This window comes from Polaribacter sp. (genome assembly GCF_965660385.1).
Classification (GTDB): domain Bacteria; phylum Bacteroidota; class Bacteroidia; order Flavobacteriales; family Flavobacteriaceae; genus Polaribacter.
This window is the reverse complement of record NZ_CBFHZT010000004.1, coordinates 97,151-121,898: the sequence shown is the minus strand read 5'-3', so window position 1 is coordinate 121,898 and position 24,748 is coordinate 97,151. Positions and strand designations below refer to the sequence as shown.

Here is a 24,748-nt window from a genome sequence, read left to right as displayed (position 1 = left end):
GTTTATCTTTTTTGTAATCTCTTTTTTAATAGCAAACGTGTTTTTAGCGTATTTAATTGGTGGCGATACTGTAATTAGTTACATTACAGGTAATCCTTTAGATAATATTAGTACCCTTATATCTTTACTGATTTTTACCAGTGTTTTTTATTTTGTCTTTGCTTGGTTTAGAGAGCAGGTTTGTATTATTGCTTGTCCATATGGTAGACTTCAAGGAGTTTTGTTAGATAATAAAACGATAAATGTTGCCTACGATTACAAACGTGGTGAGCGAGAACAAGGACGATCTAAGTTTAAGAAAAACGAAGATAGAGAAGCTTTAGGAAAAGGAGACTGTATAGATTGTAAACAATGTGTGGTGGTATGCCCAACAGGTATTGATATTAGAAATGGTACACAATTAGAGTGCGTAAACTGTACTGCTTGTATTGATGAATGCGATCATATTATGGAGAGTGTAAACTTGCCAAAAGGTTTAATTCGTTATGCCAGCGAAGAAAATATAGCAGAAAAGAAAAAATTTCGTTTTAGTGCAAGAATGAAAGGCTATTCTGCTGTGCTATTAATTTTAATAGGTGTTTTAGTTGGTATGTTATTTTTAAGAAATAATGTGGAAGCTACCATTTTAAGATTACCAGGGCAATTATACGAACACAAAGAAAATAATATAATAAGCAATGTGTATACGTATAAAGTCATCAATAAAACAACGAAAGATATTGAAGATGTGAGTTATAAAATTTTATCTCATAAAGGTGAAATAAAATTAGTATCCAACCACAGCTTTATCGTGCCTAAACAAGGTTTAGCAGAAGGAACTTTGTTTATAGAGTTAAATGCAGCTGTTTTAAAAGACGATAATATTGATATTGAAATTGGAGTTTTTAGTGGTGATAAATTGTTAGAAACCACAGTAACAAATTTCTTAGGGCCAAGGAGTTATAGATAAATAGTTGGAAGATTAAAAGTTGCTTTAATAAAGTGAAAAGTAGTAAGAATTCTAATCGTTAAAAAAATAGATAATATCATTTCAACGATAGGAGAAATCTCAAAAAAAAATAAATTATGAAGTTTAATTGGGGAACAGGAATTGCAATAGCCATCATTGGTTTTATAAGTTTTATAATGTACTTTGTAATTACAATGAGTACAGATCTTGCCTACAGCCACGATTTGGTTACTGACAAATATTACCAAGCAGAGTTAAATTATCAAGAAGAAATTGATGCCGAAAAAAATGCAAATGCATTGCTAGAAAATATAAAAATTGAAAGAGATCAAAAAGGGATAAAAATTAATTTTCCTAAAGATTTTGCATCAAAAAAAATAGAAGGAAAAGTGTTCCTATATAGACCATCTAATAAACAATTAGATTTTGAAATTCCTATTTCAACTTCTAAATCATATTTGCTCGTGCCTGAACAACGTTTACTAGATGGTCGCTGGAACATTAAAATATTATGGAAACACAAAAATACCAATTACTTGGTAAAACAAGAATTGATTTATTAAACGATTACTATTAAAAATTAATATAAATTAGGTACATTTTACAAGAAAGCAAATCATTTGTAAAAACATAAAAAGCGAATGTTAATATCAGCAATCATATTTGGTTTATTGGGTAGTTTTCACTGTATAGGCATGTGTGGACCAATAGCATTTATGTTACCTGTTGATAGAGAAAACTCTGTAAAAAGTTTTTTTCAAATTATAAGTTATCACTTGGGGAGATTATTTACCTACAGCTTAATTGGTTTGTTATTTGGTTTTCTTGGAAAAGGATTCTATTTTTTTGGATTTCAACAACAACTTTCCATCATTGTTGGTATTTTAATGATTTTAACGATTATATTTCCAACCATTTTACAAAAATTATCAGTATCCAAAAAGATAAGCACTGTTATTCTTAAAATAAAAAACTCTTTGGGTAAAGAATTAAAGAAGAAAGGCAATGATACTTTTTTTACCATTGGTTTTTTAAACGGATTTTTACCTTGCGGCTTAGTATACATGGCAGTTTTTGGTGCAATTACCACCTCAAATGCCTTTACAGGCAGTTTGTATATGTTTCTTTTTGGGCTAGGTACCATTCCTTTAATGACAGCTTTTGTTTATCTTGGAAACTTTACGAAAGGTAATTTTAGAAAAAATATTCAAAGAGTTATTCCAGCAATGGTTGTTTTTATTGGTGCTCTATTTATTATAAGAGGCTTAGGTTTGGGTATACCTTACATTTCACCTGCTGCAATAGTAGAAGTTGCTGCAGATACTGTTGTAACTTGTCATTAACAAGTCCAATAACATTCGTCTACACTAAATTTACTTTTATCTATACTTCATCATACTTTAGCCAAACAAAAGTATAGTTTTTATAAAATCACTTATTTTTGTGTAATTAAATTCGTTAAGATTGTGATTAATAAAATTAAAATATTACTGGTAGAGGATGATCATATAGAGGTCATGAAATTAAAAAGATCGATATCTAAAGAGTTTGATAACTATTATTTATCTACTGCTAGTAATGGTAAAAAGGCACTTTCTTTAATCGAAAAAGAGTTGCCAGATTTAATTATCTTAGATTTAAATATGCCAGATACAAATGGTAATGAATTTTTAAGTATTATTAAAGGCAATGAAGATTATATGCATATTCCAGTAATTGTTTTAACTACCTCTAATCACGATAAAGATATAAAAGAGTGTTATAAATTAGGTATTGCAGGTTACATCGTTAAGCCTTTAAAATATGAAGAATATGAAGCAAAAATCAAAGCAGTTATGCATTATTGGAGTCTTAACGAATTTTTAAAACCATAACAAATAAGATGAAAGGAATTATTTTTACAGAATTCTTAGAGCTAGTAGAAGATAAGTTTGGAGTAGAAATGGTTGATAAGATTATTTTACAATCTGAACTTGAGTCAGATGGTGTTTATACTGCAATTGGTACCTATAAATTTGCAGAAATGCTACAACTTCTACAAAATTTAAGTGCTAATACCGGTGTTTCAATTGATGATCTTTTGTTAGTGTATGCAGAGCATTTTTTTAGTATTATAGAAACCAGTTATCCAGGTCTTTTGGCAACTTACAATGATCCTATAGAGATGTTGTCATCCATAGAAAACCACATTCACATTGAGGTTAGAAAAATATATCCTGATGCAGAATTACCAACTTTTATTGTAGAAGAGAAAACAGAAAATTCTTTAAAAATGGTTTACAAATCTAGCAGAGCTATGCATCATTTTGGTTTGGGTTTAATGAATAAAACATTCGAACATTTTAATAGTACTGCAAAAATTGTTTTAGAAAAAATTAAAGAAGATGGTACAGAAGTTCGGTTTTTAATCAATAAAAATTAGTGAATCAAAGTAAAATAGATATTTTAGAAAGAGCACTTTTACGTCAAAAAAAGGCGCGTAAACAAGCTGAAAAAATACTCGAAGATAAATCTTTAGCACTTTTTAATACTTCTAAAAAGCTACAAGAAGCCAACAACAAATTAGAATTGTTATTAGATGAAAAAGACTCGCAATTAAAGGGGGTTTTTGAAAATATTAATGATGCTTATTTAATTATGGATATTAATGGTAACATCTTAAAAATGAACGATGTTGCTGAAGATTTCTTGGGTTTTAAACTGGCAAATGAACCTGTTAGTTTTCCAGAGTTTGTGTATAAAGAAGATTATAGGTATGCAATGAATTCTTTTTTAGAACTCATTGAAAAAGGCAAGTTCTCAAACTATTCATCAAGAATCATTACCAAAAGAAATGAAATAAAGTGGGTTAATATTAATGCTAGTATTATTTATGATAAAAATAAAACACCTATAGCTGCTCAAGGTATTATAAGAGATGTTACCAAACAAAGAGAAGAACAGCTAGTTTTAGATTTAGTAAATAATACAGCAAAATCTGTTTTAGGAAAAGAAAGTATTAAAGAAATTGCTTGGGAAATGTCTAAAAACATTGCCAATTATTTAGATACAAACGATTGTTTAATTTATTTGGTAGATTATGACAACAACACTTTAGAACAAATTGCAGCTTATAAACATAAAAAGTATGCAAATATTAATCATAAAAATAAAACCATATTGCCACTTGGCGAAGGTATTGTAGGCAATGTTGCACTTAATGGTAAGTCTGTAATTATTGCAGACACTTCTAAAGAAAAAAGATATGTGTTAATTGATAATATTGGGTTTTCAGAAATTACAGTTCCTATTATTAATGAAGGCAAAGTTATAGGTGTTATAAATGCTGAACATGAAAACAAAAACTATTTTACTAAAGATCATTTAAATACCATAGAAAATATTGCAAATCTTGTATCACTTCAGCTTAAAAGCGCTATAAATTTAAGAGAACGGATTAAAGTAGAGCAAAAAAATAAAGATTTAGTTGATAAATTAAGTAGAAGTAACGAAGAATTAAAAGAATATGCACATATTGTTTCTCACGATTTAAAATCGCCATTAAGAAGTATTGCAGCCTTAACTAGTTGGATAAAAATAGACAATGAAGGCAAATTTGATGAAGAAACATTACAAAATTTTTCAGATATCGATTTAACTTTAGAAACTATGGAGAATTTAATTTCTGATGTATTAAAATTTTCGAGTATAGATTCTGAAATTAGAGAAGACCAAGAGGTTAACTTAAATAAATTAGTAAAAAAACTCACCCAAGTTTTATATGTTCCAGACCATATTTCCATACAAATTTTAAAAAAATTACCTAAAGTAAAAGGAGATAATACAAAGTTTGAACAGCTATTTCAAAACTTAATAAGCAACGCTATAAAGTTTATAGATAAAGAGAAAGGAATCATTACTATCGATTTTAAGGAGCGCCAATCTTTTTATGAATTTTCCATTCAAGATAATGGTATAGGTATAGAAAAAAGACATTTTGATAAGATTTTTAAAATATTTCAATCTTTAGAAAAATCTAAAGATTCTTCTGGAATAGGCCTATCAATTGTAAAAAAGATTGTTGACATTTATAAGGGGGAAATTTGGTTAGAATCTGAACTAAACCAAGGCACTACATTTTACTTTACCATAAAAAAATAATCCAAAATTTTTTAATTTTAGTTGTTAGGATTGCGAATAAGAGAGGTAATCCAAAAAATAAATTTCTAAAATTTAATAAAACACCTACTTTAAAATTAAAATTTTGTATTTTAGAACTCTAAAAATTTAAATTAAGCAACGTATTAACTTAACTTGTTTAATTGCATCTAGGTAAAAGCATCTAAAAAAGTTGCAATACTAAACGTAAAAATTCTATTACCTGTTTTATAAAAAAATAGCTATATGAAATGTATTATAGTAGATGATGAAAAAATGGCAAGAGTAATTACAAAAACGCTCTGCAATGAATTGAATAGTTTAGAAATTTTGGCAGATTTTCCCAACGCTATTCAAGCAATGAAATTTTTAAATGAGAATACTGTAGATTTAATTTTCTTAGATATTCACATGCCAGATTTTAATGGTTTAGATTTCATTAAAGCGCTTAAAAATCCGCCAAAAATTATCTTAACAACCTCAGATCCAAAATTTGCAATCGAGGCTTTTGAATATGATTTTATTGTAGATTATTTATTAAAACCAATAGAATCTTCTCGTTTCCAAAAAGCGATACAAAAGGCAGAAAACAAGAAAACAGCAACAACACAAACTAGCGCTAAAAAAGAAGATATTTCTAATGACTTTTATGTAAATATAGATAGACGTTTAATTAAGATTGATTTACCTAGTATTTATATGGTTGAAGCCAAAGGAGATTATATACAAATTAAAACAGAAGATAAAAGCTATACAGTTCATTCTACCTTAAAAAAAATTGAAGAAAAGCTGCCAGATTCTTTGTTTTTAAAAGTGCATAGATCTTATATAATTAACGTTAAGAAAATTATTGATATCGAAGATAATAGTGTGTTAATAAAGAAAGATGTTATCCCTGTAAGTAGATCAAAAAGGCCAGAATTAATGAAACGTTTAGATTTGTTATAACTAGTCTAAAGTTATCTACATTTCGTCTACACTTTAAACGTAAAAGTCGAATAAGCCTCCAAATACCTTCTCTAGTATTTAATTTTGTGATAGCAGAAACAAGTATCATAAAATTAGATTACTTACTTCCGTAAATTTATAAAAATCGTAACATTACTAATAAAGGAGTTTTGCAAAAAATGCAATAGCTACAAAAAAAGTTAATTGATTTTGGTCTTTGATAATTAGCCCCTAAAAAGTAAAAAACATTAGCTATTAGTTTGTTGGACTTTAAGTTATATTATCCGTATCGATTTTTAGAATATAAATGAAATTAAAGTTTAAAAAAAAAGCTGTGAATGAAAAAAACAATCATTTTAACTATTAAACAACCTTTATAATGCATTCTGGAATAATTATTATTTTCAATAATGACGAGCAAACCATAAATACAAATCCAATTTTAGATTTTTTAGATAAAAATAATTTTAAAGTGTGTTTGGTAAACAATGCAAGTACAGATAATACCATTGATGCTTTAAATAAAATAAAGCTAAAGGCAAACACAAGCGATAACATATTTATTGTAGATAATAGCCGTAATAAAGGCTTAAAATATGCTGTAAAAGCAGGAGCTCGTTTTTTACTAAATGAAGCCGAATTTGAAAATATTATATACCTAGAGTCTAATACTATCTTTTATTTAAAACACATCGAAGAATACTTTTCTCGTTTAGAACTTCAAAAAGAAATATTAACAAAGTACCAAACAAGATCTGATAGAAATGTGCTTAACAATGTTTTTCCTTTTAAAGAACTTATAAAAATAAATGATAGTATTTAATGAAGAAGGGTTTCTTTAACCCGAAAACAATTTTCAAATCCTAAATAAAGTGGATTACCTTCTTCTTCTGACCAAAAACCTTCTAAGATGTCTTTTGTTATGCATTTATAAACAACAGTGCCAGTGTACATTTTATTATTGTCATCTAGGTAATAAAAGTTAATCACCAAAATATTATCTTTAAAGAAACCCTTACCAAATTGTTCTTGATTATTATTAATAATCCATTTTGCTATAATTCTTTTACTATCGTCTAAAGACAAAAAAAGTTCACCTTTATAGGTTTCATCCGAAAAATCTTGATTACTACCAATAACACTAAACTGCCCAATAATATCTTTTACTTTCAAATTTATTTTAAAAACGTTTTCCAATTCCTAATCCTACAGACCAAGTACCAAAGTTATTAGAACGATGATCATAAAATATAGTTGGTGCTATATCCCAATGATTACCAAACTCAATTTCGTATTCTACTCCAGTTCTAATTATAAAGAGATTTTCATTTTTTTCAAATTCTACACCTGTACCTAAAACAATACTAGATCTTTGTAAACTTTCCAAAAAGCATCTATTGTAACCACAACAGGAAATTCTTTTTCAATAAAAAGTTCATGGTCTTTCTCAATTTCGAAAGTTAATAATTCTAAATCATTATGAAAACCTAATCCTAATTTTTCTGTAAACCAATATTCCAAATCTAAACCAAGAGAAGGTACAATAACGGTTTCATTACCATTTATGGAACCCATGGGTATATAAGTGTGGCTTATAACTGGGCTAACTCTAAAATGCTTAATTATTAATAAGGCACAAACTTATTATTAAGTTTTTTATATGAAAATGATAAATGTTATCTTTTATGTAAAAGCCAAAATGTATGTCAGTATTAAAAACAACTAATACATAAGATTTTAAATTTTATGAAAAAAATTACTACAAACTGCGGTATATTTTGTTTGAATTTCAAAAAACTATCAATTGCTTTTAACGAATATCATTAAATTGTTATATCTTTTTAATTACAAAAACCACCATCTACAGTCTCATTATAGGTAACTGAAACGCCATCAATTAGTATTGTTTTTTCAGCAATATTTCCATCGTAACTAACTTTAAAATCGTAGTTTTTATCAATTTGAACAGATGAGACTTTACACGAAGCCCTTTCTAAAACTTGGGTTTCTGAATTAAAATTCCATTTTAAATTAGTAGCAACTCTCCAAGGTGTTCCGCTTTCAGCATCCTCTAACCTATATAAAATAGAAGCATTAGGTAAATCTGTAACTCTAACTTTCTCACCACTATTAGTACAATTTAAAATAACTGTCATAGTTGCGTCTATAAGGTTTGTAGATGGTGCAGGTAAATTAATACTAGGACTTGAAGTGCCACATAAATCTATATTTTCATTAAAGTTACCAGATGGTAGTGTTACATTAATTTTTTTTGTACCTCTTGTAACATTCCTTAAATTAACATTACTAATTCCAGATTGAAGATCAATAGCTCTAAGAAATCCTTTTTCAGTAATATTTATAGTTAATTTATCGTTATTTCCATTTCTGTTAATTTGTAAAATTACATTACATGGCTGTTCGGAAAAATATACAAGCGCCATGTGTTGAAATAAATTAGTGTTTAGTAAATATCTTAATTCTACTCTACCACCTTCTAACGCTGTTACCTCAGGAGTTTTATAAATAATTAACCTTTCAGCTGTAGTTGGGCTAATATATGCTAATCTTAATAATTGATTTAATTCGGCATAAGTATTAGAATTTAAAATAAAATTAACAATATATTCTCCAGTATTGTTCTTGTTTGATGTTTTTAATTTTGACTGATTTTTTGCAATATTTCCAGAAGAGTCTGTTATACTTATCTCAGTAGCTCCAACAACAACTAAGGCAGAATCATTAACGTTTTCTAATAATTCAACAGGTAATGCATTAATAGCTTTAGGGTCACTTGGGTTATAGTAACTATAATTTATACTTAGTTCGCCAACTAAAGGGTTTCCATTTTCTCCTTCAAAAATATAATCTTTTGGAAATTCAAAACTAACACCAGTCTCTGTATTATTATCCGTGTCTAGATTACTAAGAGAAATATTTATAGGGTCATTAATTTTACCATCTGCAGATGTAGAAACAATATTATTATCAGATTTAAAAACTATGCCATTAGGTGGGTTTGAAATATTAACCATTGAAACTGTAAAGTTAGAATTACCAAGTTCTGAAATAGAAATGTTTTTTACTGTTTCTTTAAATCCATCAGCATTTAATTTTAGTTTAACATCAACAGGATTTTGTTCATTTGGGATAATCTCATTTTTTACACCAAAATTAATAATACCACCTCTTATTTTAAGTTCGGTTACTTCATCGCTAAAAGTATCTATAATATCATTTTTATTTTTTCCTTCAAAACTAACATTTACAGGTGCGTTAATAATTTCACCTGTTTTTGCATCTGTTATTATTATGGTTGTTGATGTATTAATGGGTTCCAAACCTACCACTATTCCAAAATTATTGATAGCTTCTTCTAATATTTTTGTATCACATGCATATATAACTAGGATAGAAATACTGCAAATGATTAAATTTTTAACTTTATTCATAATAAATATTTTTTAATTATTGTTTTTCCTTATTCTTTTTAAAAAGTTGTAATGAAACCCCAAGATTTAGCATTGGATACCACCCAAACTCGTTTAAACCTTCTTGTAAGTTTTTTATTTGATTTATGGTAGGAGATATTAACCCTGTGCCTTCCATTTCTAACTTTGGAGATTCACTATAAAGTACACCAAGTGAAAGATTCAGTTTAATAGCACTTCCTTTAGATAGTGAATTTCCAAATCCAAAACCTAAATATGGCATATATGTATTAGGATAAGTTAATAGTGCTGAAATAGAACCTACCCTTTCAGGTGAAAATGTTCGATCACTATTAAATTCATAAGGAGTTAGAGCAGTAGAAAATCCATTTATTTCAAAATTATTTTTTACTACCCCTGCAATTAGTTTAAAACTACTATTAAAAGGATGGTAATCTAAAAGTAAAGCCAAAGCTCCAATGGAACCTTTTGCTTCATAACCAAAAGTTATATTTTCATCAGCTTCTTCTCCTTTTTCAGAATAGCTAAATCCTGTTATTGAAAAGCGTAAGTTTACTTTTTTTGAAATATTTGTAGCAACCTCTCCTCCAAAACCAGTTGTACCTCCTGTAAGGCCAATAGAAAATTTATTAAAGCTATCTGTTTGTGAAGCTAATTTAAAAGGGAAAATAAATAGAAAGAGAATAAATGCTAATTGGTTTTTATTTTTAAAAAGATGTATTAACAAAAAATTTTTACAATTGTCTACAGATTTGATTTTTTCAGGAATGATACCCATCATAATTTTAGCGTTGGAATTTTTGACTTTCAGGTAAAGATATAATTTTTTTTATTTATTATAATAATCTTTTCTTCAACATAAATTTCATTAAACTGTAGAAAGTTTTTATTTTTAGCGTTTTACATTTTTTTTTATTCGAGTATTGCTAAATCTTAGTACCAACGCTTTTTCTTCTTTTTAGAAGCCGCAGATTTTCTACTTTTTTTATGCTTACTTACTGTATTTGGTTGCTTCTTTTTATGCTTTGGTTTGTTGATGGGATAAGGATGGTCATCAATAACTTTAATTGATTTTTCAATTAGGGTTTCTATGGTTTTTATGTATGCATTTTCATCAGGAGAACAAAAAGAAAACGCAATGCCTGATTTTCCTGCTCTACCAGTTCTTCCAATTCTATGAACATAAGTTTCTGCTATATTTGGAATATCAAAATTGATTATGGCATCTACATTAGTAATGTCAATTCCTCTTGCAGCAACATCAGTGGCAATTAAAATAGTGGCTTTTTTATTTTTAAAATCCTCAATAGCTGTATTTCTAATAGCTTGTGTTTTATCACCATGAATACTGGTGGCTTGATAACCGTTTTTTAGTAGCGTTTGTTCTAGTTTGTCTACTCCAAATTTGGTACGTCTAAAAATAATAATTTTACCATTTATTGTATCTCGTAACAAATGCAAACATAAATCGGTTTTGTTCTTTTTAGGGAGATAATACAACAACTGACCAATATTTTTAGCTGTAGTTTCCTCTGGATTTATCTCTACTTTAACTGCATTTTTAATCACAGACTTTGCCAATTCATCAATCTTTTCTGGTATAGTAGCCGAAAATAAAAGTGTTTGTTTTTTCTTTGGTGTTGATTGCTCAATCTTTTTTACATCGTTGATAAAACCCATATCTAGCATTAAATCAGCCTCATCTAAAACAAAGATTTCTAAATGACTTAAATCGATATTTCCTTGCATTTGCAAATCGATTAAACGACCAGGTGTTGCCACTAAAATATCTACACCTTTTGCCAAAACTTCTTTTTGTGGTTCTAAAGAAACACCACCAAAAACAGCAGTAGTTCTTAAGTTTGTGTATTTGCTAAAATTTTTAAAGTTTTCTAAAATTTGAATAGCTAACTCGCGAGTTGGCGTAATTATCAATGCTTTTATAGTTTTTGCACCTTTTTCTGCATCTTGTTTTTCAAACAATAAATCTAAAATTGGTAATGCAAAAGCTGCAGTTTTACCTGTACCTGTTTGCGCTGCAACAATTACATTTTTTTTTGCTAAAACTAAGGGTATTGTTTTTTCTTGGGCTAAAGTTGGTCTTTGAAAACGAGCTTCAGCAACTGCTTTTTGTATAGACTTGTTTAATGGTAATTCAGTGAATTGCATTGGTAAATTTTTTGTAAAGGTAAGTGAAAAGGAATGGGTATTTTGTATTCTTTCGTTTAACGGTTGTGTATAAGAATGGTGCGGTTTTGTGTACGAGGATTTTTCTGCGGGGAAAATAGACGTAACAAAATTGCATTTACCTTTGATTAACTACTAAACTACTAATTATTTTTATCTGGTTTTAACACCAGTATTTACTCTTAAGTTTCACTTTAGCATTTTAAGAATAAAAGTTGTTTTTTATTTACTGATTGCTTTTTAAAATTATAAGGATGTGCCAAGCCATAAAAAATAAAACTCCAACAAAAAATAACATATGAATTAGATTGTAATAAATCACCATTTTTTTCGATAAAGGAGATGTTTTTTTTTCATGTTCAGCTCTGATTTCGGTTACTTTATCCTTATAAATCGTTCTTGACATTTCATTAGATTCCTTTTTCAATTGAAAAAGACTAGAGTAAAATAAAGAACTATAATATTTTGCAGATATTTTTAATCTTAAAAAAAGCAAACCTATCAATGTACTTAAAAGCCAAAAAATACATGCAAATAATAATAAAGTAGTTAGTTCATTTATAATAAGGTTTTTCGTAATTGAAACAGTGTAACCTAGAGCAGTAATATTTAATCCAATTAAATAATAACTGTATTTTATTAAACTATTTTCATATTTATCTTCAAACTTCTTTTTTTCATCATGATAATCCATAATTTTTTTTAGTAGAATTATTGTAATATTATTTATGTCGTTTATTTATTGGTAGCTTACGTAATAACGAATATGCAACGTTTTAATGTTTTATATTCGAAGTTAAACGAATTTAGTTGATTTTTTTGAGAAAGTCAATAAAAAAACCTCTCTGTTTTCACAAAGAGGTCTTGGTTGTTTGTCATTGCGAATGTAATGAAGCAATTTATTATTTAAAAAGAAGATTACTTCAATCGTACCTTATTCGTAATGACGTGTTTTTATTTTATTAGTTCATAAGAGCGTTTGATAAAATTGGTTAACTCTTCACCATTCAATAAGTTTTGAGATCTTTTTAAATATCAATATTTCTATTTTTTTTATCTTGTCTATTATCCCAAAAAGAAAGAATTTCAATGTTATTATTATTTATTTCGTAGAAAATTAAATACACTTTCATTGGTATTACTCGTGTTTTTTTGTTTGAAGTTAATCTCCCAATAAATTCAGATTTTGAGAGTGTTTTTGTTAATTCTTCAATTTCAGCTATAAGTTTCAAGCTATAATTAGTGTTTCCATTTCTCTTATTATAAAACTCAAGAATCTTTTTTAATTGAATTTTTGCTTTAGATGACCAAATTATTTGCTTGTTAACCATTTTTTCATATCAGAAATCACCTCCTTGTTTTCTTCAAAATTGCCAGCTTTTATTTCTTGACGTCCAATTTCTATGGCTTCACTTTGTTTTGTAGATAACTGATATAAAGATTGTTCAGTAGAATCAAAAATAGTTTGTAGTGCTTTTAAAAAACTTAAATCAGTAGAGGTTTTAATTCTGTGGATTAAGTCTTTTTTTATTTGAGTTGTTGTGTCCATAACTACTTTCGCTTTTTATCAAAAATAAGAATTTTTCTTTAATTATGATGTAGAAAGTAAAAACCTCTCTGTTTTCACAAAGAGGTTTTGATTGTCTGTCATTGCGAATGTAATGAAGCAATCTTATCATTTAAAAAGAAGATTACTTCAATCGTACCTCATTCGTAATGATGCGTTTTTATTTTATTAGTTCATAAGAACGTTTGATAAAGTTCGTTAACTCCTCACCATGTAATAGGTTTTGAGATAATTTTGCTAAATCAAAAGCTTGAGAAATTAAGCCTTTTTGTTTGTCTTCATCCGCAGCTAAAATTTCTGAAACTAATGGGCTATTGGTGTTTACCACCAAATTATACATATCTGGCATATTACCCATTCCCATCATTCCACCACCTCCAGAAGCTTGCATTTCTTTCATTCTACGCATAAATTCTGGAACAGTAATGATAAATGGAGAAGCAGCAGAATCCATAGCTTCTAACTGAACTGTGTAAGCAGAATTGTTTACAGCACCTTCAATTACGGGCTTTAATTTCTCTTTTTCTTCATCAGATAATTTAGAAATTACTTCCTCGTCTTTTTTGATTAAATTATCAATATGATCAGCATCAACTCGAGAGAATTTAATTTTACCTTCTCCAGAAGTTTCTAATTTCTGCATTAAATGCGAAATAATTGGCGAATCTAAAATTAACACTTCATAACCTTTTGCAGTAGCCTCTTGAATGTAACTGTGTTGTGCATCTTTGTTAGCTGCATATAAAATTACGTGGTTACCATCTTTGTCAGTTTGGGTGTCCTTTGTTTTTTCTATTAATTCATCAAACGTAAAATACGTATCTGCCACAGTTGGATATAACGCAAATTTCTTAGCTTTGTCAAAGAACTTGTCTTCAGATAACATTCCGTATTCAATAATCACTTTGATATCGTTCCATTTTTTCTCAAAATCTTCACGATCTTTTTTGAATAAAGACGATAATTTATCAGCTACCTTTTTAGTGATGTATCCTGAGATTTTCTTTACAGCTCCATCTGCTTGTAAATAACTACGAGAAACGTTTAATGGAATGTCTGGAGAATCAATCACACCTTTTAACATTTGTAAAAAGTCTGGTACAATACCTTCAACATTATCAGTTACAAAAACTTGATTTTGATACAATTGAATTTTATCCTTTTGCATGTCTAAGTTTTGAGACAATTTAGGGAAGAACAAAATACCTGTTAAATTAAAAGGATAATCTACATTTAAGTGAATGTGAAATAACGATTCTTCAAATTGCATTGGATACAATTCTCTGTAGAAATTGTCATAATCTTCTTTCTCTAAATCAGCTGGTTTCTTAGTCCAAGCAGGTGTTGTATTGTTGATGATATCATCTACTTCAATCTGTCTGTGAGGTTCTGTAGTTTCTTTACCATCTTTATCTTTAGTCGTTTTTGGCTCGTGAGTAGGGTCGTTTACTTTTTTAGTACCAAATTTAATTGGCACTTGGTTAAAACGATTATACTTGGTTAATAAACCTCTAATTTTACCTTCTTCTAAAAACTCTGTAGAGTCTTCTGCAATGTGTAAAATAATTTCTGTTCCTCTGTCAGTTTTGTCATGTTCTACTAAAGTATATTCAGGAGAACCATCACAAGTCCAATGCGCAGCAGGTTCATCTTTAAACGATTTTGTGATAATTTCTACTTTATCAGCTACCATGAACGCAGAGTAAAAACCTAAACCAAAATGCCCAATTACACCAGTTTCGTTTTTATCATCTTTGTATTTATCTAAAAATTCTTCAGCTCCAGAAAATGCAATTTGGTTGATGTATTTTTCAACTTCATCCAATGTCATTCCTAAACCTTGATCTTTAATGGTTAAGGTTTTAGCATCTTTATCAATACTAATTTCAATTTTTGCATCACCCAATTCAGTTTTCGCTTCACCAATAGCAATTAGGTGTTTTAATTTTGTAGTTGCATCAGTTCCGTTTGAAATTAATTCACGTAAAAAGATTTCGTGATCAGAATACAAGAATTTTTTAATCAGCGGAAAAATATTTTCTACTGATACATTAATGTTTCCTTTGCTCATAATTTGTTGTTTTATTTTAAGTTTATGTCATTTCGACCGTTTGTAGAAATCTATTAAATGATGTAATTAAGAGATTCCTATGTTTCAATCGGAATGACAGTTTTATTTTCTGTTCTACAAGTAGTCAAAAAAAATACCAAAATTAGAATTATGACAAGATGACAGAGGTAGGGGTAGAGCGTAAACAGTTTTCAGTTAACAGTTAACAGTTTATCAGTTAACAGTTAACTGTTAATATTAAGCACTTACAACTAATCACTAACAACAAAACACTAAATTTCTCTCAACATTTCAGTTGTATTCTTGTTTTTCCAAGTTCCTCCTGTAAAATCTGGCACTTTAATAGAGGTGCTGTTTTGCGCTACAGACATTTCCGAAAGCGGAGTAATTGCACTCCATAATACACTATCATATACATTAATATCTAAAGGTAAGCCTTGGTTTAAACATTTAATTAGTCTGTAAATCATTACAAAATCCATGCCTCCATGACCAACAGAATTGTCAGAAATTTGTTCTTTTAATTTTGCCCAAAGTGGATGATTGTATTTTTCTCTATACTCCGCATACTTTTCATCATTTAACCAATTATGACCCCACCAAGCTAATTCTTCATCATTAATATATAATTTAGAAGGGTAACCTTCGTGAACTGCTTTGGTACCCACAATTGTATTTAACCTGTCATATGGTCTACCTGTATGTACATCAAATTGTAACATAATGGTTTTCCCTAATTTAGTCTTTATCATTGTGGTGTTCATGTCTCCACATTTTACGTTAGAGAATTTATCAATTCCTGCTTTTTTTGCTGCATTACTCAAACTTTTTTCACGAGAACTCATAGAAACCACATGATCAAAAGTATCTCCTCTACCAATATCCATATATTGGCTAATTGGTCCTAAACCATGAGTGGTGTAAAAATTCCCATCTTTTTTAAGGTGATGTTTTATTCGCCATTGATTTTCGTAATAGGTTTCATCTAACAAATGCTTACGTAAATCATGAATGTAGGCGCCTTCTGCATGGGTTAAATCACCAAAAACACCCTGATTAACCATATTTAACACCCAAAGTTCTTCATTATTAAAACAACAGTTCTCCATCATCATACAATGTTTTTGAGTACGTTCTGCAGTTTCAACCAATTTCCAGCAATCTTCTAAAGTATATCCAATAGGTACTTCAGAAGCCACATGTTTTCCTTTTTCCATTCCATACAAAGCCATAGGTGTATGCATTTCCCAAGGTGTGGCAATAATTAGTAAATCTATATCATCTCTATCTGCAACTTTTTTCCATTCATCAGGATTTCCATAATAAGCATCTGCAGTAGTATTATGTGTGTTTTTAAGGTGTTCATTTAATTTATCGGTTTTTTCTTTTCTTAAATCAGCAATGGCTACAATGGTAGCATTATTGTTTTTTACCAACCAATCAAACATTTGTATTAAGGTTTGACCTCTATTCCCAGCACCTAGAATACCAACTCTAACATTATTGATTTTAGGCGCTTTTAAGCCAAAGGCAGTTCCTTTTGCAGATTTGTTTAAAAGTAAATTTGTTTTTTCTAAAGATTCTTCTTTGCAAGAAACTGTAGTTGTGAGCCCTAAGAAAAGTGCAGCTTTAGATGAAAGTGATAAAAAATCTTTTCTATTCATAATAAAAATTGTTTTGTTGATTTATAAAGCTTTTTGTAAAGGTGTTAATTTATCACTATTTTTGTGAGTTACAAATAGCAAATAACTAATTTTTACAACTAATAAATATGTATAATTCAAAAATCACTGGTTTAGGGTATTATGTTCCTGATAATATTGTTACCAATAACGATTTAAAAGCGTTTATGGATACGTCTGATGAATGGATTCAAGAAAGAACGGGTATTCAAGAAAGACGTTGGATAGACCCAAAAACAGGAGATAATACATCTTCAATGGGTGCAAAAGCTGCAAAAATTGCTATTGAAAGAGCGGGTTTAACCAAAGACGATATTGATTTTATTGTTTTTGCTACTTTAAGTCCAGATATGTATTTTCCAGGTGGTGGAGTTCGTGTACAAGATATGCTTGGAATGCCTACAATTGGTGCTTTAGATGTTAGAAACCAATGTTCTGGATTTATATATGCAATGTCTGTTGCAGACCAGTTTATAAAAACAGGAATGTATAAAAATATTTTAGTTATCGGTGCTGAAAATCATTCTGGTGGATTAGAAAAATCTACAAGAGGAAGAGGAGTAACTGTAATTTTTGGAGATGGGGCAGGAGCAGCAGTTTTGTCTAGATGTGAGGAAGAAGGTAAAGGTATTTTATCATCGCATTTACATTCTGAAGGAAAACATGCAAGAGAATTAATGTTAGATGGACCAAGTACAGGTAGATGGGTGCCAGAAATTTTGGCAGAGAATGATCCAGAAGATCAATCATATTTTCCATATATGAATGGGCAATTTGTATTTAAACATGCTGTTGTTCGTTTTTCTGAAGCCATTGTAGAAGGTTTACAAGCTAATAATTTACAAAGTACAGATATCGATATGTTGATTCCTCATCAAGCTAATTTAAGAATAGCGCAGTTTATTCAAAAGAAATTTAAATTATCTGATGACAAAGTGCATAATAATATTATGAAATATGGAAACACTACTGCAGCATCTGTTATTATTGCCTTAACTGAAGCTTGGGAAATGGGTAAAATAAAAGACAACGATTTGGTTGTTTTGGCTGCTTTTGGTAGTGGTTTTACTTGGGGTTCTGTGGTTATTAGATGGTAAAAGTAGAAGTAAAAAAGATTAATAAAGGATTTTACATTTTGTAAAATCTTTTTTTTTTATTTGATTTTAAAATAAAGTATTAAAAAAACATTTTTTAAACCGATTTATTGAGTTTTATGTATTTTTAAAACGTATAAATTTCATTATTTTTATTAATAATTTTAAGTGCATATATTTAGAATCTTCGTCACTGTAGATATGCTAAATTCATTTATATTTGTACTTTAAATGAAAGTAACAATTTACAAATATTTATATTTTTCACTGCTTTTATTACTTGCGTTTGCACCTTTAAAAACAAACGGATTTAATAATATATCAGATGCTAAAACATTTGTAAAACTTAATAATTCTTTTAATCATTCCTTAGTTAAGGAAACAGATTTTGTTTCATCTCCATTTCTTCATACTACTTTTAGGCACAATAATTCATTACTTTTTTGTGAAATTTTTGAAAGTAGTGAAACCGAAGATGAAGAACCTTCTTTAAAAAACAAATCTTTAAATAATTCTAATAATTTAGCTTTTGCTACTTCTAGGGAATTATATATTAATTTTTCAAAAAAACTTCAAAAGTCCTTACAACGTCCTCAGCGAGTTGTAAATAGTTCTAGCAATAGACTTCACAAACAATACCAAGTTTTTATTATTTGATTTTTTTTATCAGACTTTATTTAAGGTCGATAATCTACTGTTATTAAAATCTTTAGTTAAGTTTTTAATAGAAGAATCTATTTAGGTTCAATTTATTATATCATTTTATAAAATACTTTTAAGAGTGAATACTATTCAAAAAATATCATTTTTCGCAGGTTTAACAATACTTATATTTTTAGTAAGCTGCGAACATAAAAAAGAAGAAAAAAAAGAAGAGGCTACTTTTCATGTTACAAATCCAATTAAAAAAGATACCATAATTATTAAAGATTATGTAAGTCAAATACATTCTGTAAGACATATAGAATTACGTGCTTTGGAAAAAGGATATTTACAAAATATCTCTGTAGATGAAGGCCAGCATGTAAAAAAGGGTCAATTGATGTTCCAAATTATGCCTAATATTTATGAGGCAGAACTTCAAAAAGCTAAAGCAGAATTTAACGTAGCAGAAATAGAACTTAAAAATACGCAATTATTAGCAGATGGAAATGTAGTTTCAGCTAACGAATTAGCGATGGCAAAAGCCAATTTAAACAAAGCAAAAGCGGATGTTGCTTTAGCATCTACTCACTTAGGTTTTACAACTATTAGAGCTCCTTTTGATGGTATTATGGACCACTTAGAAGTTAGAGAAGGTAGCCTTTTAGACGAAGGAGAATTGCTAACAAAACTCTCAGACAACAGTAAAATGTGGGTATATTTTAATGTACCAGAATCTGAATACTTAGATTTTATGATGAGCAAAAACAGAGACGATCATAAAGAAGTAGGGCTTCTGATGGCTAATAATAAGCAATTCAACCAAAAAGGAATTGTAGAAACTATTGAAGGAGAGTTTAATAGCGAAACTGGTAATATTGCGTTTAGAGCTACTTTTCCAAATCCTGATAGAATTTTAAGACATGGAGAAACTGGTAGTATTTTAATGAAAGTGCCATATAAATCATCCATCATAATTCCACAAAAAGTAACTTTTCAAATTTTAGATAAAAATTATGTTTTTGTTATTGATAAAAACAACTTGGTAAAACAACGAGAAATAACAATTGGAGCAGAACTTCCCAACTTATTTATTGTTACTAAAGGTTTGTCTGAAAAAGATGTTATTTTATTAGAAGGAATTAGAAAAGTAAAAAACAACGATAAAATAAAATCTGAATTTTTAGAGCCTAAAAAAGTAATGTCTGAGTTAAACTTATACGCAGAGTAATCTATCATTTAATCTAAAAAGACATGTTTAAAAAATTTATAAAAAGACCAGTTTTGGCAATCGTTATTTCCATTATGATTGTTTTTACGGGTTTGCTTGCATTAATGCAACTTCCAATATCACAATTTCCTCAAATTGCACCAACAACTGTAAATATTTTTATTGCGTATCCAGGTTCTAGTTCAGAGGTTTTAGTGAATTCAACTTTAATTCCGCTTGAAACTGCAATTAATGGTGTGCAAGATATGCGTTATATAGCTTCAGATGCTACAAGTGCTGGTGAAGCTACTATTCGTGTAATTTTTGAACCAGGTACAGATCCAAATCAAGCTGTAGTTAGAGTAAAAACAAGAGTAGACCAAGTAATGCCCTTGTTACCAGAATTAGTACAGAGAGAAGGGGTGGTTATTACCCCAATTCAACCAAGTATGTTAATGTACATTAACCTTTCTAGTGCTAAAAAAAATAATGATGAAAAGTTTCTATACAATTATGCTTATACAAAAGTAATTCCTGAAATTCAACGTATTAAAGGGATTGCGAATGCACAAATTTTAGGAAGTAGAAAATATGCTATGAGAATTTGGTTAAAACCAGATAGAATGAGAGCCTATAACATTTCTGCAGAAGAGGTTTTAAAAGCCATGGAAGAGCAAAGTATTTTGGCAAGACCAGGAAGGTTAGGCCAAAGCTCTGGTTTTACCTCACAATCTTTAGAGTATGTTTTGTCTTATCAAGACCGATTTAACAAGCCAGAACAATATAAAGAAATTATTATCAGAGCGAATAAAGAAGGTGAAATTATAAAATTAGCAGATGTAGCAGATGTTCAATTAGGAAGCGAATTTTTTGATATTTATTCCAATTTAGATGGCAAACCCTCAGCATCTATAGTATTAAAACAAACCTTTGGTAGTAATGGTAGTGATGTTATTAAAGCTGTAAAAGAAAAATTAAAAGAACTTGAAGCTGAGTTACCTCCTGGAGTAGATTTTCAAATTAGTTACGACGTTTCCAACTTTTTAGATGCGTCTATTGAGCAAGTTGTCCATACTCTTAGAGATGCTTTTATATTAGTTGCGATAGTTGTTTTCTTATTTTTAGGTGATTGGAGATCTACTTTAATACCCATAATTGCAGTACCAGTTTCTTTAATTGGTTCTTTTTTTGTGATGCAATTATTTGGTTTATCAATCAATTTAATTACCCTTTTTGCATTGGTGTTATCCATAGGAATTGTAGTTGATAATGCCATTGTTGTAGTTGAAGCAGTACATGTTAAAATAGAAGAAACAAACATGACGCCTTATCAGGCATCTAAAGAAGTTTTAGGGGAAATTGGAGGTGCAATTATTGCAATAACTTTGGTAATGGTTTCAGTTTTTATCCCAATTTCTTTTATGACAGGTCCTGTTGGAGTTTTCTACCGACAATTTTCGATAACAATGGCTGGTTCTATTGTAATTTCTGCAGTAGTTGCTTTAACCTTAACACCTGTTTTATGTGCAATGATGTTAAGAAATAACCATGGGAAAAAGAAAAAATCATTTATTGATAAATTTATAGATGGTTTTAATAGAGGATTTGAAAAAATAACTGGTAAATACGTAGCTATTTTAAATAAAATTGTAGCCAGAAGGATTGTAACTTTTGCAATTTTAGCCGCTTTTTGTGCAGGGATATTTTTCACAAATCAAGTATTACCTGCAGGTTTTATACCTAATGAAGATCAGGGGATGATTTATGCCATTATTCAAACACCTCCAGGAGCTACTTTAGAAAGAACCAACGATGTTGCTCGAAAATTACAGAAAATTTGCGAAGAAACAGAAGGTGTAGAATCTGTTTCTTCTTTGGCAGGTTATGAAATTATGACAGAAGGTAGGGGGTCTAATGCAGGTACATGTTTAATCAACTTAAAATCTTGGTCTAACCGTGAACATACTGTTCATGAAATTATGGAAGAATTGGAAGAAAAATCAAAAGATTTAGGAGCAATTATCGAGTATTTTGAACCTCCTGCAGTTCCTGGTTTTGGTTCTTCTGGTGGATTCGCGCTTCGTTTATTAGATAAAACAAATGCAACAGAGCCACAAGAGTTTCAAAAAATCAATAATAATTTTATTGAAGCTTTATCTAAACGTCCAGAATTAACAGGACTGTTTACTTTTTATTCAGCCAATTATCCACAATACGAGTTGAGTATCAACAATAAAATTGCCATGCAAAAAGGGGTAACAATTGCTAAAGCTATGGAAAACCTAAATATTTTAATTGGTAGTACATATGAGCAAGGATTTATACGTTTTGGAAGGTTTTATAAGGTTTATACGCAAGCTGCTCCAGAATACAGACGTTTACCATCAGATTTAGAAAAACTTTATGTTAAAAATGAAGAAGGTGAAATGGTACCTTATTCTGCTTTTATGACGGTTAAAAAGAAATTAGGGCCTAATGAAATAACACGTTATAATTTGTACAACTCAGCTTCTATTAGAGGTTTACCAGCTAAAGGTTTTACAAGTGGTGATGCTATAAATGCGATTAAAGAAATTGCAGCAAAAGAATTACCAAGAGGCTATGATATTGCTTGGGAAGATTTATCTTTTGATGAAGCCAATCGTGGAAGTGAATCACTTTTTATTTTTATTGTGGTGCTAATTTTTGTTTACTTTGTTTTGGCTGCACAATATGAAAGTTTCTTGTTGCCATTGGCAGTAATTTTATCATTACCAGTAGGTGTTTTTGGTTCTTTTTTCCTTTTAAAAGCAATGGGTTTGGCAAATGATGTATATGCACAAATTGGTGTAATTATGTTGGTTGGCTTATTGGGTAAAAATGCAGTTTTAATTGTTGAATTTGCTGTACAAAAACAACGACAAGGTGCTACAGTTCTAGAAGCTGCAATTGAAGGCTCTAAAGCCAGATTTAGACCTATTTTGATGACATCTTTTGCGTTTATTGCTGGTTTAATACCTCTTGTAATTGCAACTGGTGCAGGTGCTATTGGTAATAGAACTATTGGAGGTTCTTCTTTAGGAGGCATGTTTATTGGTACAATGTTTGGCGTTTTAATTATTCCAGGTTTGTACTACATTTTTGCTAAAATGGCTGAAGGCAAAAACTTAATAAATGATGAAGAGCATGAGCCAATATCAGAAGAGTTTTTTAGAGTGAGTGAAGGTAAAAAACAAACTGAAGAAAATACAGAAAACATAAGTAAACTAAGAAAGTTATTAAAAAAACTTCGTAAAAATAATAATGATGAATAATATAAATATAAAGAGAAATTTATTTCTGTATATGCTATTTTCTGCATTGTTTTTCTATTCTTGTGTACCTACCCAAAACACAATTAGAGAAGAAAATAAAGTAATGCCAGAAAACTATAAAAAGGAATCTTTAGATACTATAAATAGTGCTAAACTTAATTGGAAAGAATTTTTTTCGGACACAAAATTAGTTGCTTTAATAGAAGATGCATTAGCAAATAATCAAGAACTAAACATTATATTACAAAAAATTGCAAGTGCTAATAATGAAATTCAAATTAGAAAAGGAGAATATTTGCCTTTTGTAAAAGTGTATGCAAGTTCTGAAATTGAAAAAGTAGGTGAGTTTACTAGAAATGGCGCAGTTGAAAAGAATTTAAAAATTCATGAAGATGAAGAATTTCCTGAACCCTTAACTGATTTTTCAGTAGGAATTTCTGCTTCTTGGGAACTAGATATCTGGAAAAAACTAAGAAATGGAAAAAAAGTAGCCATTTTAGAATATTTAAGTACCATAGAAGGTAAAAATTTTATGGTAACAAATATAGTTTCAGAAATTGCAAGTTCTTATTATGAGCTTTTGGCTTTAGACAATCAATTAGCAATTATCGACCAAAATTTAGAAATTCAACAAAATGCTTTAAAAATGGTGAAATTGCAAAAAGAAGCGGCAAGAGTTACGCAATTAGCTGTAAGACGTTTTGAGGCAGAAGTGCTTAAAAATCAAAGTTCTAGGCTAGAAGTAAGACAAAGTATTGTAGAAACTGAAAATAAAATCAATTTTTTATTGGGGCGTTTTCCACAAACTATTGATAGAAACTCTAATGATTTTATAGAAAAACCAATTCTTAATATTCATACAGGAATTCCTTCGCAACTTTTAGCCAACAGGCCAGATATTAAGCAAACTGAATATGAGTTAGCTGCATCAAAATTAAATGTTTCAGTTGCAAAAGCTAATTTTTATCCATCAATAGGAATTAAGGCTGGAGTGGGTTTACAAGCATTTAAACCTCAATTTTTGACGAATACTCCAGAATCTTTAGTCTATTCTTTAGTGGGTGATGTGGTTGGGCCTTTAATAAATAGAAATGCGATAAAAGCAGCATATAAAAATGCAAATAATAGACAATTACAAGCAGTTTTTGAATATGAAAAAGCAATTTTAAATGGATATATTGAAGTTGCTAATGAGTTGTCTAATATTAATAACTTAAAAGAAAGTTATCGTTTAAAAGAAGAACAAGTAAAAGCGCTCACAGAATCAATCGATTTGTCTTTGCAACTTTTTAAATCTGCTAGAGCTGAGTACACAGAAGTATTATTTGTACAAAGAGAAGCTTTAGATTCTAAAATTGAAATTGTTGAAACCAAAAAGAATCAGTTTTTAGCAAATGTAAAAATTTACCATGCTCTTGGTGGTGGTTGGAACTAGTTTTATAAAATAGATAAACTTTAAAAAGCCATTTTACAAAATTGTAAAATGGCTTTTTTAAATACTAAAAAAAACCTCAAA

At 29.2% G+C, this 24,748-nt stretch carries 24 protein-coding genes; 13 read left to right on the top strand and 11 right to left on the bottom strand.

Going from position 1 to position 24,748, the window contains the following annotated elements:
• The 8 genes from ACTG3V_RS02615 to ACTG3V_RS02580 form a co-directional block, all read left to right on the top strand.
• On the top strand, window positions 1–949 hold a 949-nt coding region (locus ACTG3V_RS02615; RefSeq protein WP_439130569.1), incomplete at its 5' end, for a 4Fe-4S dicluster domain-containing protein.
• Between the two features lie 116 nt (window positions 950–1,065).
• A complete protein-coding gene (locus ACTG3V_RS02610) occupies window positions 1,066–1,512 on the top strand; it encodes a FixH family protein (RefSeq protein ID WP_439130568.1) in 447 nt (148 codons plus the stop codon).
• Between the two features lie 78 nt (window positions 1,513–1,590).
• Window positions 1,591–2,292 (top strand): sulfite exporter TauE/SafE family protein, encoded by a 702-nt coding sequence (locus ACTG3V_RS02605; RefSeq protein ID WP_439130567.1) that lies wholly within the window; start codon window positions 1,591–1,593, stop codon window positions 2,290–2,292.
• Between the two features lie 123 nt (window positions 2,293–2,415).
• Window positions 2,416–2,823 carry a response regulator gene (locus ACTG3V_RS02600; RefSeq protein ID WP_439130566.1) on the top strand — a complete coding sequence of 136 codons (408 nt, stop codon included), beginning with the start codon at window positions 2,416–2,418 and terminating at the stop codon, window positions 2,821–2,823.
• 8 nt (window positions 2,824–2,831) lie between these two features.
• Window positions 2,832–3,371, top strand: a complete 540-nt coding sequence (locus tag ACTG3V_RS02595) for a heme NO-binding domain-containing protein (protein ID WP_439130565.1) — start codon at window positions 2,832–2,834, stop codon at window positions 3,369–3,371.
• The gene (locus tag ACTG3V_RS02590) at window positions 3,371–5,089 is read left to right on the top strand and encodes an ATP-binding protein (RefSeq protein WP_439130564.1); all 1,719 of its coding nucleotides are present in this window, start codon (window positions 3,371–3,373) and stop codon (window positions 5,087–5,089) included. The genes ACTG3V_RS02595 and ACTG3V_RS02590 overlap by 1 nt, the downstream gene beginning before the upstream one ends.
• Window positions 5,090–5,332: 243 nt before the next feature.
• On the top strand, window positions 5,333–6,034 hold the full coding sequence (locus ACTG3V_RS02585) for a LytR/AlgR family response regulator transcription factor (protein WP_439130563.1): 702 nt from the start codon (window positions 5,333–5,335) through the stop codon (window positions 6,032–6,034).
• 379 nt (window positions 6,035–6,413) lie between these two features.
• A complete protein-coding gene (locus ACTG3V_RS02580; protein WP_439130562.1) occupies window positions 6,414–6,857 on the top strand; it encodes a glycosyltransferase family A protein in 444 nt (147 codons plus the stop codon).
• Here the strand turns inward: ACTG3V_RS02580 and ACTG3V_RS02575 are convergent.
• From ACTG3V_RS02575 to ACTG3V_RS02525, 11 genes are all read right to left on the bottom strand, one after another.
• Window positions 6,854–7,207: a hypothetical protein gene (locus ACTG3V_RS02575; protein ID WP_439130561.1), complete on the bottom strand. Its 354-nt coding sequence runs from the start codon at window positions 7,205–7,207 to the stop codon at window positions 6,854–6,856. The genes ACTG3V_RS02580 and ACTG3V_RS02575 overlap by 4 nt on opposite strands.
• Window positions 7,208–7,214: 7 nt before the next feature.
• The gene (locus ACTG3V_RS02570; RefSeq protein WP_439130560.1) at window positions 7,215–7,421 is read right to left on the bottom strand and encodes a hypothetical protein; all 207 of its coding nucleotides are present in this window, start codon (window positions 7,419–7,421) and stop codon (window positions 7,215–7,217) included.
• Entirely contained in the window at window positions 7,388–7,609 is a 222-nt protein-coding gene (locus tag ACTG3V_RS02565) for a hypothetical protein (RefSeq protein WP_439130559.1), read from the bottom strand. Before ACTG3V_RS02565 ends, ACTG3V_RS02570 begins: the two co-directional genes overlap by 34 nt.
• A 266-nt stretch (window positions 7,610–7,875) precedes the next feature.
• Window positions 7,876–9,486: a hypothetical protein gene (locus tag ACTG3V_RS02560; protein WP_439130558.1), complete on the bottom strand. Its 1,611-nt coding sequence runs from the start codon at window positions 9,484–9,486 to the stop codon at window positions 7,876–7,878.
• A gap of 16 nt (window positions 9,487–9,502) precedes the next feature.
• On the bottom strand, window positions 9,503–10,267 hold the full coding sequence (locus ACTG3V_RS02555; RefSeq protein WP_439130557.1) for a hypothetical protein: 765 nt from the start codon (window positions 10,265–10,267) through the stop codon (window positions 9,503–9,505).
• 152 nt (window positions 10,268–10,419) lie between these two features.
• The gene (locus ACTG3V_RS02550; protein ID WP_439130556.1) at window positions 10,420–11,655 is read right to left on the bottom strand and encodes a DEAD/DEAH box helicase; all 1,236 of its coding nucleotides are present in this window, start codon (window positions 11,653–11,655) and stop codon (window positions 10,420–10,422) included.
• A 244-nt stretch (window positions 11,656–11,899) separates the two neighbouring features.
• Window positions 11,900–12,367, bottom strand: coding sequence for a hypothetical protein (locus tag ACTG3V_RS02545; RefSeq protein WP_439130555.1), 468 nt, complete (start codon window positions 12,365–12,367; stop codon window positions 11,900–11,902).
• Window positions 12,368–12,701: 334 nt separating this feature from the next.
• Entirely contained in the window at window positions 12,702–13,004 is a 303-nt protein-coding gene (locus ACTG3V_RS02540) for a type II toxin-antitoxin system RelE/ParE family toxin (protein ID WP_439130554.1), read from the bottom strand.
• Window positions 12,986–13,222, bottom strand: coding sequence for a hypothetical protein (locus ACTG3V_RS02535; protein ID WP_439130553.1), 237 nt, complete (start codon window positions 13,220–13,222; stop codon window positions 12,986–12,988). Before ACTG3V_RS02535 ends, ACTG3V_RS02540 begins: the two co-directional genes overlap by 19 nt.
• Window positions 13,223–13,400: 178 nt before the next feature.
• Complete coding sequence (htpG, locus tag ACTG3V_RS02530) at window positions 13,401–15,311, bottom strand: molecular chaperone HtpG (RefSeq protein ID WP_439130552.1); 1,911 nt, start codon at window positions 15,309–15,311, stop codon at window positions 13,401–13,403.
• Between the two features lie 272 nt (window positions 15,312–15,583).
• Window positions 15,584–16,975 carry a Gfo/Idh/MocA family protein gene (locus ACTG3V_RS02525; protein WP_439130551.1) on the bottom strand — a complete coding sequence of 464 codons (1,392 nt, stop codon included), beginning with the start codon at window positions 16,973–16,975 and terminating at the stop codon, window positions 15,584–15,586.
• Window positions 16,976–17,082: 107 nt separating this feature from the next.
• Between ACTG3V_RS02525 and ACTG3V_RS02520 the strand changes: the two genes are divergently transcribed.
• The 5 genes from ACTG3V_RS02520 to ACTG3V_RS02500 all read left to right on the top strand — a co-directional run bounded on the left by ACTG3V_RS02520 (window position 17,083) and on the right by ACTG3V_RS02500 (window position 24,667).
• Window positions 17,083–18,090, top strand: coding sequence for a 3-oxoacyl-ACP synthase III family protein (locus ACTG3V_RS02520; RefSeq protein ID WP_439130550.1), 1,008 nt, complete (start codon window positions 17,083–17,085; stop codon window positions 18,088–18,090).
• A gap of 228 nt (window positions 18,091–18,318) precedes the next feature.
• Entirely contained in the window at window positions 18,319–18,744 is a 426-nt protein-coding gene (locus ACTG3V_RS02515) for a hypothetical protein (RefSeq protein ID WP_439130549.1), read from the top strand.
• 133 nt (window positions 18,745–18,877) lie between these two features.
• Window positions 18,878–19,960 carry an efflux RND transporter periplasmic adaptor subunit gene (locus ACTG3V_RS02510; RefSeq protein ID WP_439130572.1) on the top strand — a complete coding sequence of 361 codons (1,083 nt, stop codon included), beginning with the start codon at window positions 18,878–18,880 and terminating at the stop codon, window positions 19,958–19,960.
• Between the two features lie 23 nt (window positions 19,961–19,983).
• Window positions 19,984–23,232, top strand: a complete 3,249-nt coding sequence (locus ACTG3V_RS02505) for an efflux RND transporter permease subunit (RefSeq protein ID WP_439130548.1) — start codon at window positions 19,984–19,986, stop codon at window positions 23,230–23,232.
• Complete coding sequence (locus ACTG3V_RS02500; protein WP_439130547.1) at window positions 23,222–24,667, top strand: TolC family protein; 1,446 nt, start codon at window positions 23,222–23,224, stop codon at window positions 24,665–24,667. Before ACTG3V_RS02505 ends, ACTG3V_RS02500 begins: the two co-directional genes overlap by 11 nt.
• Window positions 24,668–24,748: the final 81 nt, after the last annotated feature.

Excerpts from the sequence above, each read along its gene's own strand:
- ACTG3V_RS02520 (WP_439130550.1), top strand. The coding sequence starts at position 17,083 with ATGTATAATTCAAAAATCACTGGTTTAGGGTATTATGTTCCTGATAAT.
- ACTG3V_RS02525 (WP_439130551.1), bottom strand. The coding sequence starts at position 16,975 with ATGAATAGAAAAGATTTTTTATCACTTTCATCTAAAGCTGCACTTTTC.
- ACTG3V_RS02580 (WP_439130562.1), top strand. The coding sequence starts at position 6,414 with ATGCATTCTGGAATAATTATTATTTTCAATAATGACGAGCAAACCATA.
- ACTG3V_RS02560 (WP_439130558.1), bottom strand. The coding sequence starts at position 9,486 with ATGAATAAAGTTAAAAATTTAATCATTTGCAGTATTTCTATCCTAGTT.
- ACTG3V_RS02610 (WP_439130568.1), top strand. The coding sequence starts at position 1,066 with ATGAAGTTTAATTGGGGAACAGGAATTGCAATAGCCATCATTGGTTTT.
- ACTG3V_RS02605 (WP_439130567.1), top strand. The coding sequence starts at position 1,591 with ATGTTAATATCAGCAATCATATTTGGTTTATTGGGTAGTTTTCACTGT.
- ACTG3V_RS02535 (WP_439130553.1), bottom strand. The coding sequence starts at position 13,222 with ATGGACACAACAACTCAAATAAAAAAAGACTTAATCCACAGAATTAAA.
- htpG (WP_439130552.1), bottom strand. The coding sequence starts at position 15,311 with ATGAGCAAAGGAAACATTAATGTATCAGTAGAAAATATTTTTCCGCTG.
- ACTG3V_RS02565 (WP_439130559.1), bottom strand. The coding sequence starts at position 7,609 with ATGGGTTCCATAAATGGTAATGAAACCGTTATTGTACCTTCTCTTGGT.
- ACTG3V_RS02505 (WP_439130548.1), top strand. The coding sequence starts at position 19,984 with ATGTTTAAAAAATTTATAAAAAGACCAGTTTTGGCAATCGTTATTTCC.
- ACTG3V_RS02515 (WP_439130549.1), top strand. The coding sequence starts at position 18,319 with ATGAAAGTAACAATTTACAAATATTTATATTTTTCACTGCTTTTATTA.
- ACTG3V_RS02500 (WP_439130547.1), top strand. The coding sequence starts at position 23,222 with ATGATGAATAATATAAATATAAAGAGAAATTTATTTCTGTATATGCTA.
- ACTG3V_RS02550 (WP_439130556.1), bottom strand. The coding sequence starts at position 11,655 with ATGCAATTCACTGAATTACCATTAAACAAGTCTATACAAAAAGCAGTT.
- ACTG3V_RS02545 (WP_439130555.1), bottom strand. The coding sequence starts at position 12,367 with ATGGATTATCATGATGAAAAAAAGAAGTTTGAAGATAAATATGAAAAT.
- ACTG3V_RS02555 (WP_439130557.1), bottom strand. The coding sequence starts at position 10,267 with ATGATGGGTATCATTCCTGAAAAAATCAAATCTGTAGACAATTGTAAA.
- ACTG3V_RS02585 (WP_439130563.1), top strand. The coding sequence starts at position 5,333 with ATGAAATGTATTATAGTAGATGATGAAAAAATGGCAAGAGTAATTACA.
- ACTG3V_RS02595 (WP_439130565.1), top strand. The coding sequence starts at position 2,832 with ATGAAAGGAATTATTTTTACAGAATTCTTAGAGCTAGTAGAAGATAAG.
- ACTG3V_RS02540 (WP_439130554.1), bottom strand. The coding sequence starts at position 13,004 with ATGGTTAACAAGCAAATAATTTGGTCATCTAAAGCAAAAATTCAATTA.